This is a genomic window from Corynebacterium casei LMG S-19264 (assembly GCF_000550785.1).
GTDB classification, from domain to species: domain Bacteria; phylum Actinomycetota; class Actinomycetes; order Mycobacteriales; family Mycobacteriaceae; genus Corynebacterium; species Corynebacterium casei.
On the sequence record NZ_CP004350.1, the window covers coordinates 1887956 to 1901031 of the forward strand.

A 13076-nucleotide genomic window follows, 5' to 3' on the forward strand; every position below is an offset into this window, starting at 1 on the left:
AACGACGTGACCAAGCCAACACTTAACAGTACGAAAGTACTGCTTTTACACCGCACAATCACTAGCTGCAGAGATAGTTTCCGCAGGTGAATTACGCAATATTAGCGTTGTTTAATTAAACGAATTTTTTAGTGTTTAACCGTTTAATTATGAGCTTAGCAAGCTAATCTTATTAAAAGGTACCCCGCCCGTTTACCTTTCTTTTAGAGCGAGGATTCCTGTCTCAACTCAACACCACCGGTACTCAACTAGATACCTCCGGAAAAATTCTTCACGGCTGGGATCCAGAGGATCCAGCCAAGTGGGACAAAGAGATCGCCTGGCGCACTTTGATCATCACCACGGCAACAATGGCCGTTGGTTTCAGCGCCTGGTACTTGGTCTCCGCTATCGCACCACTGCTTAATCAAATCGGATTCGACTTAAGTGACAGCCAGCTTTACGCGCTCACCGCCATTGCTGGCCTATCCGCTGGATTGTTCCGATTGGTCTTCATGTTCTTACCGCCGATTGTCGGCACCCGCAAACTGGTGGCCTTCTCCGCAATCTTGTTTCTGCTGCCCATGCTCGGCTGGTTCTCAGTCGTGCAGCGCCCCGATAACACGCCTTATTGGGAGCTGCTCGCCATCTCCTTTGCTTCCGGTTTCGGTGGTGGCGTCTTCGCAGGATTCATGCCTTCAACTGGGTACTTCTTCCCCAAGCGCCTACAAGGCACGGCACTTGGCCTGCAAGCAGGTATCGGCAACTTCGGCATTTCTTTCATTCAGCTAGTTGCCCCATGGCTAATGGGTTTCACCCTCATGGGTGTTGGCCTCGTCGCCCCACAGCGCCTGCCCGATGGCTCCGCAGTCTTTGTTCATAACCCGGCCATCTTCATGGCGCCATGGACCATCGTGTGCGCGATTATCGCGTGGCTTATTCTCAAAGACGTCCCCGTCAAGGCCAACTTCCGCCAGCAGATTGATATCTTCTCCAATCCAAATACGTGGATTATGACGCTGGTTTATTTGATGACCTTCGGCACTTTCGCAGGATTTGCGGCGCAGTTCGCGCTTATCATCAACCAAATATATGGCGCTGGCTCTTCTTTCGCAGACACCGTGGGAGTAGAGAACCTGCCGAAGGGTGCGGCCTATGCCTTCCTTGGCCCACTCATTGGCGCAGCGGTTCGCGCGGCCTGGGGCCCACTGTGTGACAAGTTCGGTGGCGCAATCTGGACCTTCATCGGTGGTATTGGCATGACCGTCTTCACCGCCGCGGCGGCACTCTTTCTCAATCCCACCGACCCGGATCAATTCTGGTGGTTCCTCGGCGCCATGCTCGCCATGTTCTTCTTCACGGGTCTCGGCAACGCTGGGACCTTCAAGCAGATGCCCATGATTTTGCCTAAGACCCAGGCCGGCGGCGTCATCGGCTGGACATCCGCCATCGCAGCTTTCGGCCCCTTCATCGTCGGTGTCCTGCTTTCTTTCATTCCAATCCAAACCTTCTACTGGGGCTGCGTGGTCTTCTTCGCCATCTGCACCGCACTGGTCTGGATCTTCTATGCCCGCCCCAAGGCGCCATACCCGGGCTAAACCTGCACTTGTTCTCATCCCCAAACAAAGGACTATCCCCCATGACAAAGGCAACCACAGGATCTTCTCCTAAAGCCACCAACTCCTTATTCGAGATGGGCTCCTACCTGCGCAAAGGAACCTCAGGCTCGGGCGGCCAACAGCTATTTCTGCAAGGCGGACGCCAAGCAGATGTCTTCTACCGCAACCGCTGGGTATTCGATAAAATGGTGCGCTCCACTCACGGCGTCAACTGCACGGGTTCATGCTCGTGGAAGGTGTATGTCAAAGACGGCGTCATCACCTGGGAATCCCAGGCAGTGGACTACCCCACCAATGGCAATGACATGCCAGAATATGAGCCCCGCGGCTGCCCACGTGGCGCATCATTTTCCTGGTACACCTATTCCCCAACACGCATCCGCTATCCATATGCCCGCGGCGTGTTGGTGGATATGTACCGCGAAGCCAAAGAACGCCTCGGCGACCCAGTCCTGGCGTGGCGCGATATTCAGCAAGACCCCGAAAAACGCAATGCTTATATCAGCCAGCGTGGCAAGGGCGGGTTGATTCGTATTAATTACGAAGAGGCAATTGAAATGGCTGCCGCTGCGCACGTCTACACCATCCGTGAGTACGGCCCGGACCGCATCAATGGCTTCACCGTTATTCCAGCTATGTCCCAGGTGTCCTACGGTGCCGGCACCCGCTTTTTGGAAATGATCGGCGGCGTCGCGCTGTCTTTCTACGACTGGTACGCGGACCTTCCACCAGCGTCGCCACAGACCTTTGGTGACCAAACGGACGTCCCGGAATCAGGTGACTGGTACAACTCTTCCTATCTCATGATGTGGGGCTCCAATATCCCGGTTACCCGTACTCCGGATGCACACTTCATGGTCGAGGCCCGCTACCGCGGCACCAAAGTTGCGGTGGTCTCCCCAGACTTTGCGGATAACACCGTACATGCTGATGAATGGGCGCGTATTAACCCTGGTACTGACGCTGCACTGGCTTTTTCCATGGGCCATGTCATTTTGAAGACTTTCCATGTGGACCGCCAGGAACCGTACTTCCTCAACTACATGCGCAAATTCACGGACTCTGCTTTCTTGGTGGCCTTGGAAGAAACCCCTGACCACACCACTGACCACACCACTGAGCAGTCGCCAGCTTATACCCCGGGCAAGTTCCTCACCGCATCCCAGTTGGAGGGTGATGAGTACGCGGAGCTGCGCGAGTCCGCAAATGCTACGCACCGCACGTTGATGATGGAAACCAACGGCAAGATTGTGGACCCCGGCGGCACGGTCGCAGACCGGTGGGATGAGTCCACCTCCCGCTGGAATCTCTCCCTTGAGGGCGTGGATCCGGTGATGTCCATGGCGGAGACAGACAGCTTCGGCACCGCAGAGGTACTATTTCCCCGCTTTGACTTGGATGCGAATCCAGCAGATGTTGGCTCCGGCAAGCCTATCGGCGCGGGCGTCGTGCACCGCGGTGTGCCTTATCGCGAAATCAACGGCGTCAAGTACACCACCGTCTTTGACCTCATGCTCGCGCACTACGGAGTCAACCGTGAGGAACTCAATCTTCCAGGTAGCTGGCCGAAGGATTTCCATGATGCCACCGAGGTGGGTACCCCGGCGTGGCAGGAAACCATGACTGGTGTGCCAGCCAACGCAGCCATTCGCATTGGCCGCGAGTTCGCGCAGAATGCGGCGGATTCCCAGGGGCGTTCCCAGATCATCATGGGCGCGGGCGTCAATCACTACTTCCACGCGGATACTATCTACCGCACTTTCTTGGCGTTGACCTCGATGTGTGGCACCCAGGGTGTCAACGGCGGTGGCTGGGCACACTACGTGGGCCAGGAAAAATTGCGTCCGATGAACGGTTGGCAGCAGTGGGCAATGGCCACAGACTGGCAGCGCCCACCGCGCCACATGGTCACCACTGCCTTCTACTACTTCGGTACTGAGCAGTGGCGCTATGACAACACGCATGCCTCCCACTTGGGCTCGCCCCTGGCGCAGCGCAATTCCATTGGCTCCAAGATGGTTTCAGACACCATGGCGGAGTCCATGCGCCGTGGTTGGATGCCGGCGTATCCGCAATTCAACCGCAATTCGCTTTTGCTTGCCGATGAAGCCGCGGCCGCAGGCCTAGACGTCAAGGAATACATTCCGCAGCAGCTAGAGTCCGGCGAGTTGGGCTTTGCTTATGATGATCCTTCGGCGGAGGAAAACTGGCCACGTATTTTGCTCAACTGGCGCACCAACCTCATGGGCTCTTCGGCGAAGGGTACGGAGTTCTTCCTGCGGCATCTCTTGGGCGTGGATTCGGATGCCACGGCAGAAGAGTTGTCCGAGGATGAGCGTCCAGAAACCATCACCTGGCGTGATGAAGCACCGAAGGGCAAGCTCGATTTGATGCTGACCACGGACTTCCGCAATACGTCGACAACGTTGGTTTCAGACATCGTGTTGCCGGCGGCAACCTGGTATGAGAAGCACGATATGTCATCGACAGACATGCACCCCTACCTGCACTCCTTTAACGCGGCTATCAACCCGCCGTGGGAAGCTCGCACCGACTTCGAAGTCTTCCGCGACCTCTCTGCATCCTTGTCTGCGATGTCTGTGCGCTGGTTGGGAACGCAGCGTGACGTGGTCACCCAGCCTAGCCACCATGACAGCCCGGATGAGTTGGGCATGCCCAATGGCGTGGTGCCTGATGTGGAAAAGATGGGCTACATTCCTGGGGTAACCATGCCGAAGCTTGCCGTAGTTGAACGTGATTACACCAAGATCTACGAAAAGTGGACGCACTTGGGCCCACTGACAGCCAAGGCTGGAACAGCAGTGCATGGCACCAAGTTTGATGTCAGCAAGCAGGTCAAAGAACTCGAGCTTATCTGCGGCACCTCGGAAACCTCGATGGGTGAGCTGGTGGATTTGACCAAGGACACCAAGGTTATTGACGCCATCTTGCACCTATCTGGTGTTTCTAACGGTGAGGTTGCGGCCAATGGCTTTGACTACCTGTCATCGCGCACCGGCAAGGACTTGTCCCCGCTGGCTGCCTCAGATAAGGACGTGCGAATCAACTGGGATGCCATTAAGGAACGCCCAACGCAGGTCATCACCTCTCCTGAGTGGACCGCGGATAAGCGCAATAACCGCCGATACACAGCCTTTTCCATCAACGTGGAATTTGATAAACCGTGGCACACCCTCACCGGCCGCATGCATTACTACATCGACCATGACTGGTTTATGGACTACGGAGAATCCCTGCCGGTCTTCCGCCCGCCACTAGACCACCTGCACCTGCATGGTGAATTCAACCCGGGCGAAACCTTTGACAAAAATGGCGAAGTAGAAATTTCTCTGCGATATCTGACCACCCACAACAAGTGGTCAATTCACTCGCAATACTTTGACAACCTGCATGTGCTGTCCATCTCCCGTGGTGGCCAGGTCATCTGGATGTCGAATAAGGACGCCGAAAAGATCGGTGTAGCAGATAACGAATGGGTCGAAGTCTACAACCGAAACGGTGTAGTTAGCGCCCGCGCTATTGTCTCCCACCGCATCCCTGAAGGCACGATGATCATGAACCATGCCCAAGAGCGCACGGTGGGCACCCCGCTCAATGAGCACACCGGCCGCCGCGGCGGCACGCACAACTCTTTGACGCGCATCCTCATCAAGCCCGTCCACATCGCTGGCGGTTATGGCCAGCTGACCTATCACTTCAACTACATCGGACCTACCGGTAATAACCGCGACGAAGTCACCCGTGTTCGTCGCCGCTCCCAGGAGGTGCAGTACTAATGAAGGTAATGGCCCAAATCTCCATGATCATGAATCTGGACAAGTGCATCGGCTGCCACACCTGCTCCGTGACCTGTAAGCAGGCATGGACCAACCGCGAAGGCACTGAGTACATCTGGTTCAACAACGTTGAAACCCGCCCCGGCGTGGGCTATCCCCGCACCTGGGAAGACCAGGAAAAGTGGCAAGGTGGCTGGAAGCTGACCAACAGTGGCAAGCTCAAGCCCAAAGCTGGCGGACGCATTAAGAAGCTGCTCACGCTTTTCCACAACCCGAACCTGCCCACCATCCATGACTACTACGAGCCCTGGACTTATCAGTATGAGGACCTCATGGGCGCCAAGGCTGGGCAGAAAACCCAGCCAACAGCAAAGCCTGTCTCTCAGATTGATGGCCGTGAGATCAACAAGATCGAATGGTCGTCTAACTGGGATGACAACCTCGGTGGCTCCACCGCCACCATGGATAGTGACCCGGTGCTCAACAAGATGAACGTCGCGGTGAAAAAGCAGATTGAAGACTCTTTCATGTTCTATCTGCCGCGTATTTGTGAGCACTGCATCAACCCAACGTGTGTGTCTTCGTGTCCATCCGGTGCGATGTACAAGCGCGCGGAGGATGGCATTGTGCTGGTGGACCAGGATCAGTGCCGCGGCTGGCGCATGTGTGTCTCGGGCTGCCCGTACAAGAAGGTCTACTTCAACCACAAGACTGGCAAGGCTGAGAAATGCACGCTGTGCTACCCACGCCTTGAAGTTGGCCAGCCCACCGTGTGTTCTGAGACATGTGTGGGTCGCCTGCGCTACTTGGGCGTTATCTTCTACGACGCCGACCGCGTGGCTGAGGCTGCATCCACCCCAGATGAAAAGGATTTGCTAGAAGCACAGAAGTCCATCTTGTTGGACCCCAATGATCCAGAGGTCATTGAAGGCGCAAAGCGTGAAGGCATCCCGCACTCTTGGATTGACGCTGCGCAACAGTCACCTATCTACGACATGATTTTCAAGTATGAAGTCGCACTCCCGCTGCACCCGGAATACCGCACCTTGCCCATGGTTTGGTACGTCCCGCCGTTGTCCCCAGTGGTTGATGAAATCACCGCCGCTGGCTACGACGGTGAGGACCATAAGCTGCTGTTTTCCACGCTGTCTAACATGCGCATCCCGCTGGACTACCTGGCAGGACTGTTCAGTGCCGGCGATACCGTTCCGGTAGAAAAGTCGCTGCGTCGCCTGGTGGCAATGCGTTCTTATATGCGCGATATCAACCTGGGCAATGAGCCACAGGAGGAAATCGCGGAAGCAGTCGGCATGACCGGCAAGCAGATTCAGGAGATGTACCGTCTGCTCGCTATTGCCAAGTATGACGACCGCTATGTCATCCCAACCGCCTCGCCGGAAACTCCACGCGGTATTGCTGACCTGGATCCATTTGGTGACACCGACCCAACCCGTGCCATGGACAAGGCTTTTGCGGACCTGGGCATGGGTGCTCCGGAAGCATGTTCTAGTCACGGCGGTAGTGAGTCCGGCAAGGTCTCACTGTTGTCCTGGACTGGTGACCGCCCTGACGGTATGTTCCCGCCGAAGCGCGATGAGGGATAGGGAGAAAAGGACACCATCATGGATATTCGTTCCAAACTCAAACTCTGGCCAGGCAGTGGCTCTCCTGCATCCGCACCACCAGCTGATCATGACATGCTTGCTAGCTTCGGAACGCCAGCCGGCATGGGCACTTCCGGCGGCGTAAAAGATGTTGAGCGCACGAGCCGCGCGACTTTAAGCGCGCGCGTGGGCGCTGCAAATCCACGCCGCACTCACACTGGGCTCATCCCGGCGGAGCTCATTTCGCCTGTTGCAGTAACTGAGCATCAGCGGCGCACCGTTGCCATGGCGGTGTCGCTGTTGCTGCACTACCCTGATGAGCTATTCCATGACCGGCTTGCCGCAGTACACGCCCAGCTAGATCGCCTCCCGGAAGAAATTGCCGCCGATTTCGCCGCATTCCTCGACTGGGCGCAGGCAGCCAGCCTGCGGGAGCTGGAAGAGCACTACGTGGAAACCTTTGATCAACGCCGCCGTTGCTCGTTGTTTTTGACCTATTACGCGGTCGGCGATACTCGCCAGCGAGGCATGGCAATCTTGGCTTTCGGCCAGCAGCTGCGGGACTTAGGCTTTGACTTTGATGAAAATGATGAGCTGCCCGATCACCTCTGCGTGGTACTAGAGGCGCTTGGACTATCTGAAGGTTCCGCGCATGAAAAGGCCGTGGAGTTTGTAGCCAGCTACCGCGACGGCCTCGAAGTTCTCCGCGCCGCGCTGCAGCAAACCGGCTCCCCCTATGTCTCACTCATTGTTGCTGTGTGTAGGTCTTTGCCCAGTGTCGATGCGGAGACCGCTCAAAAGTATGTCGACCTTATCCGTACCGGCCCGCCCGCTGAGGTTGTGGGTATTGCCGATCTTCCATTCCCGACCGTCCAACCTGACGATCTTTAAAGGATTATCATCATGGAATACTTTGAAAACTTCCTGTGGGGTGCGTTCCCGTGGCTGGCGATTGTCGCCTTCTTCGTCGGCATCTTTTGGCGCTGGCGCACCGACCAGTTCGGCTGGACCACCCACTCCACCCAAATCTACGAATCCAAACTGCTGCGCGTGTCATCCCCGCTGTTTCACTGGGGCATGGTCTTCGTCATTGTCGGTCACCTCATGGGCCTGGCCATTCCGAAGTCCTGGACGCAGTCAGTGGGAATTTCCGATGAGTTCTACCACCTGATTGCCACCTATCCCGGCGCGCTGGCCGCGATTGCGACGTGCCTGGGTTTGGCGGGGCTTATTTATCGCCGCGTGGTGAACCGCTCGGTATTTTTGGCAACGTCGCGTTCAGACAAAGTCATGTACGTGCTTTTGGGCGGTGCGATCTTGACCGGCACGATTGCAACGTTGACGCTGCAGCTTTTCGATATTCAGGGAACGCATGGTTATGACTACCGTGAGAGCATTTCTCCGTGGTTGCGTAACTTGCTGATTTTCAATATCCAGCCGGAGTTGATGTCTGAGGTGCCGTGGCCGTTCAAGCTGCACGTGCTTGCTGGCTTTACGCTGATTGCGGTGTGGCCGTTTACCCGCCTGGTGCACGCGTTCTCCGCGCCGGTTGGATATGTCAACCGTCCATATGTGGTCTACCGCTCGCGCGACAGCCGCACCACCGATATGCGTTCCCACGTTGCTTGGGAGCCAGTGCGTTCACCGCATTCGCAGCTTGACCGCGATACTGACAACAACAAGCGGGCCGATAAGACCCGCCCGCCGCGTTCTTCCTAGCCTCACGCTAGGGCTCTGATGCTTCAAATGACCCGCTCTAGCCTTTCTCAGCGCGGGTCATTTTTGTGTTTAACGGTGTTGTTTGGGCCCAGTTCATAGACAGAAGTGTTGTCTTCTATTAGTGCTGTTGGAGAACTAAACTAGGAACTAAAGTTGGTTGTTTCCCCTGTTGAAGTACCCGCAACGCAGAAGGGTTGGTTATTTAATTCATCTGCCCACGCGGTACTATCAACACATCCACGCCGTGCCCCGGCGCGCGAGCTTTCTCAAGCTCAACCCGCGACGCAATTGCTTCGGCTGCACAACTGCATAGACTCTTATTTTTAAACTTTCAAGAAAGGACGCTGATTCAGATGAACAGCGGTGCTGCGAATTCTTCCTCGCAGGTCCCCCGCTCAAGCTCTGATTTATTTCCAGAGTCCTTGGGTCTATCGCCTAAGCAGCGCAAGGTTTTAGACGCGCTTCATGAGTTTCCACAGGGCGCGAAAATCTCCGAAATCGCCAAGATGCTGGACTCGCACGTCAACACCGTGCGCAGCCACCTCGACGAACTCATTGCCAAAGACGCCGTCCAGGTCATGCCCGCACCGGCGCAGGGCCGCGGCCGCCCGTCTTTCGTATTCCATGTGCGCGCACCGAAGACAGAAACAATCGCTGAAGAATATGTCTCCCTCATTGGTGTGCTCACCAGCATGCTCGTCGAGCAAGAAACTCTCAGTAATGAAGCCTATGCCCGCGCCATCGATGTTGGCCGCATGTGGGCTCGAACCATGGAGAAGAAAGATCCCGCAGGCGCTGCTCCCGTTGATGTAGTCAGCGATAAAGACGCCTTGGAGTCTCTCTTTGCCAAGCTGCGCGACCTCGGTTTTGATCCCTCACCTCCAGCAGGCGATCTGGACTCCGAAGAAGGTTCAGACCTAGATCTGCACGCTTGTCCGTTAACAGTCAATGGCAATCGCCCGCACCCTTTTGTGTGCGCTGTCCACGAAGGTTTCCTCGGCTATCTCACCGACGCCGATGTCGATCCTCGTCTGCGCTTGGAGCTTCATCCACTTTCTCGCCCGGGAGTGTGTTCCATCAATCTCAGTACCCGTCGCTCACCTGAAGCTTCTCAGCCTGAGGGCACTAAGCCTGCACGATGAACCTGCGCAAGAGTAGGACAAACTGGGGTTTTCACGGTTAAGCGCCTAGAATAGGACAGACATGACACTTCAGATTTCTTCCCCTAACACCCATGCAGGGCAAGCAGCTGAGAACAATTCTGTGTCTCTTGGCCTTCCCCAATTGGGCCTTAATCATGCATCGGCAGGCACCGCGCCTCATCTTCCAGAAGATTTGCCGCCGGCAGAAGAAGATGGCTCCCGGCGGTTGAAAGATAAGTTCGGCCGCGTCGCGCGTGACTTGCGCGTATCTTTGACTGACCGTTGCAACCTGCGCTGCACTTATTGCATGCCGGCGGAGGGTTTGGAGTGGATGGCAACGGAGCAAACGCTTTCCGATGATGAAACCATCCGCCTCATCACCCTTGCCGTGACACAACTGGGAATCCGCCAGATTCGTTTCACCGGTGGCGAGCCGCTGCTGAGGAAATCGCTCGAGTACATCATTGCGGAGACCAAAAAGCTGCGCACTGATGAGGGCAAGCCGCCGTCAATCGCGATGACTACCAATGGGTTAGGACTGGACCGCCGTGTTCACAAACTCAAAGAAGCAGGACTGGACCGCGTCAATATTTCCCTCGACACCATTGACCATAAGCGCTATGCGCAGCTGACACGACGTGACCGCTTGGACGGAGTGATGAAAGCCATCGACGCTTCTATCGCTGCTGGGCTGAACCCGGTCAAAATCAACGCTGTGGTCATGCCGGGAATCAATGAAGATGACATCGTCCCGTTGGCAAAGTTCGCGTTACGCACAGGTGCGCAGCTGCGGTTTATCGAGCAGATGCCGCTGGGTCCACGCGAGAAGTGGAAGCGCTCCGACATGGTCACCGCAGAAGAAATCCTTGAGCGCCTATCAGCTAAGTTGGACTTGACTCCAGCCGAAGAACCCCGCGGTTCTGCGCCAGCGCAACTCTGGAATGCAGTACTGCCCAATGACACCGGTTCCATCAATGGCTCCGCCACTGGCCCGCTTACCGGCAGCATTGGTGTCATTGCATCGGTCACTCGGCCTTTCTGCGGTGACTGCGACAGAACTCGCCTGACCACCGACGGCGCTGTGCGCAACTGCCTCTTCGGAAATTCTGAAACCTCCCTTCGCGACCTGATGCGCGCGGGCGCTAGTGATGATGAAGTCATGGCAGCGTGGGCTGGTGAGATGTGGCGTAAGAAACCCGGACATGGAATGGATGATGAAGGCTTCTTACAGCCAGACCGCCCAATGTCCGCTATTGGCGGCTAAAGTCGATTCTTATGAGCCACGGGGAATTTCTTAAACCACCGGTGACCCAAGCGGATCATCACGGTCCACAACAGCGCACGATTGAGCAACACCGTGATGCCATCCTGGTATCAGCGCTGGAGCCCACCACGGAGACGATTTCCGTCAACGCTGATGCAGTCAACCGTGTCTTGGCAACAAACCAAGTAGCGGTCAATGCTATTCCGCCCTTTAATAACTCGGCCATGGATGGTTTCCTCGTTAACCGCGCTGATCTTGATTCCACCGGCAGTGCTGAACTAATTGTCACTGGAGACGTCACCGCGGGCGATGCCCCACTTCACCCGGCGCGCGGCTGCGCCACCCGTATTATGACCGGCGCACCAGTCAGCGATCCGGTCGACGGTCTACTAATTGTGCCGGTGGAATACACCAATATCGCGCCGGGCCCGCAGCAACTGCCTGACAAGGTCGCGGTTCAAGGCTTTGATGTAGACCGCCTGCATATCCGCTTCCGAGGCGAAAGCCTAAAGTCCGGACAGATATTTGCCCAGGCTGGCCAGGTTGTTGATATTGGTCTGCTGTCAACGCTCATCTCCGCAGGTATAGAGGAAGTAGAGGTCTTTGCTCGTCCACGGGTGGCGGTGATTTCTACAGGCAATGAACTTGCGCCCATTGGCCAAGCTTTGAGCGTTGGCAAGATTCCGGATTCCAATAGCCCCATGCTTGCCTCGCTTGTCCGTACCAGCGGCCAGTTCGATGTCACCATCGCCCACAGTGTTGATAGCCCCGCGGGGCTGCGCACGCTTTTTGATGCTTTATCAGCCGACCATGACGTCATTGTCACCACGGGCGGCGTGGCCGTTGGAGCTTTTGACGTCGTGCGCGAAGTCCTGGTCAATCATGCAGCGCACGCATGGTTTGGCAAAGTGAACCACAAACCAGGTTCCCACCAAGGCCAGTCTGTTTGGCGGGGCTCTAAGTCAGAACAGGTACCGGTGGTTTCGTTGCCGGGTAATCCAGTTGCAGCCTTTGTGTCCTTCTATCTATATGTCCGTCCATTGCTAGCGCAGCTCAGCGGTAGTAAGAATACATCTGGGATCCCAAGCGTCTCGGCAGAATTAGTTGGCCAGGTGCCAGTGGCACGCGATAAGGATGTGCTGGTTCCAGCGATTATTGATTTCGCTGCGCAGCCTGCACAGGTCACGCCCTTTAATGGCCGCAAGGTGGGCTCGCATATGATTGGCGCTCTAGTTGGAGTCAACGGACTGTTCCGTGTGCGCAGTGGACAACTACCTTGTTCTGAGGGCGATATGGTGGATGTATTACTCATCCCGTCTACCACCTGGTAATCACCTAGTTCGAGACAGCGCCAGTGCTAGTTCTAGCACGAGCGCTGGAAATAGGACTAGATGTAAAGCTGGAAATATAGAAAGTAGAGCACGATTTATGAAATTTACTCACCTCGATAACGCTGGTGAAGCGTACATGGTTGACGTTACGGAGAAGACCCCCACGGTGCGCTCGGCAACTGCTCAAGGTGAAGTAGCGTGCTCCCCTGAAATTCTCCAGGCGCTCCAGGACGGAACTGTGCCGAAAGGTGATGTTCTCGCCGTTGCACGCATTGCTGGGATTGCTGCCGCGAAGAAGGTCCCGGAGTTACTGCCGCTAGCGCACACTATCGGCGTTCATGGCGCCAAGGTTGATGTGGAGATTAGAGAAGATCACGTCTTCATTGAAGCCACGGTGCGCACGGCAGACCGCACCGGCGTAGAAATGGAAGCATTGACTGCAGTCAATGTCGCAGCACTTGCGGTTATTGACATGGTCAAGGGTGTGGACCGCAGCGCGTATATCCGCGGATGCGCCATCACCGCAAAATCCGGGGGAAGATCAGGCGACTGGTCACGCGAGTTTCCGCACTAATCACGGGCACACCTAGGACAAACCAAGGCACAGTAGGAAAAAACACA

The 13076-nt window shown here is 56.0% G+C and carries 9 protein-coding genes; all 9 read left to right on the top strand.

Annotation, left to right across the window (positions count from 1 at the left end; translation table 11 throughout):
• Positions 1-218: 218 nt before the first annotated feature.
• The 9 genes from CCASEI_RS08670 to moaC all read left to right on the top strand — a co-directional run bounded on the left by CCASEI_RS08670 (position 219) and on the right by moaC (position 13029).
• Positions 219-1577 carry an MFS transporter gene (locus CCASEI_RS08670; RefSeq protein WP_025387720.1) on the top strand — a complete coding sequence of 453 codons (1359 nt, stop codon included), beginning with the start codon at positions 219-221 and terminating at the stop codon, positions 1575-1577.
• Between the two features lie 41 nt (positions 1578-1618).
• Positions 1619-5395, top strand: coding sequence for a nitrate reductase subunit alpha (locus tag CCASEI_RS08675; RefSeq protein ID WP_025387721.1), 3777 nt, complete (start codon positions 1619-1621; stop codon positions 5393-5395).
• Positions 5395-6999, top strand: coding sequence for a nitrate reductase subunit beta (gene narH, locus CCASEI_RS08680; RefSeq protein WP_025387722.1), 1605 nt, complete (start codon positions 5395-5397; stop codon positions 6997-6999). The genes CCASEI_RS08675 and narH overlap by 1 nt, the downstream gene beginning before the upstream one ends.
• Positions 7000-7017: 18 nt before the next feature.
• Entirely contained in the window at positions 7018-7890 is an 873-nt protein-coding gene (gene narJ, locus CCASEI_RS08685; protein ID WP_025387723.1) for a nitrate reductase molybdenum cofactor assembly chaperone, read from the top strand.
• A 12-nt stretch (positions 7891-7902) separates the two neighbouring features.
• The gene (gene narI / locus CCASEI_RS08690) at positions 7903-8718 is read left to right on the top strand and encodes a respiratory nitrate reductase subunit gamma (RefSeq protein WP_025387724.1); all 816 of its coding nucleotides are present in this window, start codon (positions 7903-7905) and stop codon (positions 8716-8718) included.
• A 353-nt stretch (positions 8719-9071) separates the two neighbouring features.
• The gene (locus tag CCASEI_RS08695) at positions 9072-9860 is read left to right on the top strand and encodes a helix-turn-helix transcriptional regulator (RefSeq protein WP_025387725.1); all 789 of its coding nucleotides are present in this window, start codon (positions 9072-9074) and stop codon (positions 9858-9860) included.
• 61 nt (positions 9861-9921) lie between these two features.
• Complete coding sequence (gene moaA / locus CCASEI_RS08700) at positions 9922-11124, top strand: GTP 3',8-cyclase MoaA (protein ID WP_006823390.1); 1203 nt, start codon at positions 9922-9924, stop codon at positions 11122-11124.
• Between the two features lie 11 nt (positions 11125-11135).
• Positions 11136-12455: a molybdopterin molybdotransferase MoeA gene (locus CCASEI_RS08705; protein WP_025387726.1), complete on the top strand. Its 1320-nt coding sequence runs from the start codon at positions 11136-11138 to the stop codon at positions 12453-12455.
• A gap of 97 nt (positions 12456-12552) precedes the next feature.
• On the top strand, positions 12553-13029 hold the full coding sequence (gene moaC, locus CCASEI_RS08710) for a cyclic pyranopterin monophosphate synthase MoaC (RefSeq protein ID WP_025387727.1): 477 nt from the start codon (positions 12553-12555) through the stop codon (positions 13027-13029).
• Positions 13030-13076 lie beyond the last annotated feature (47 nt).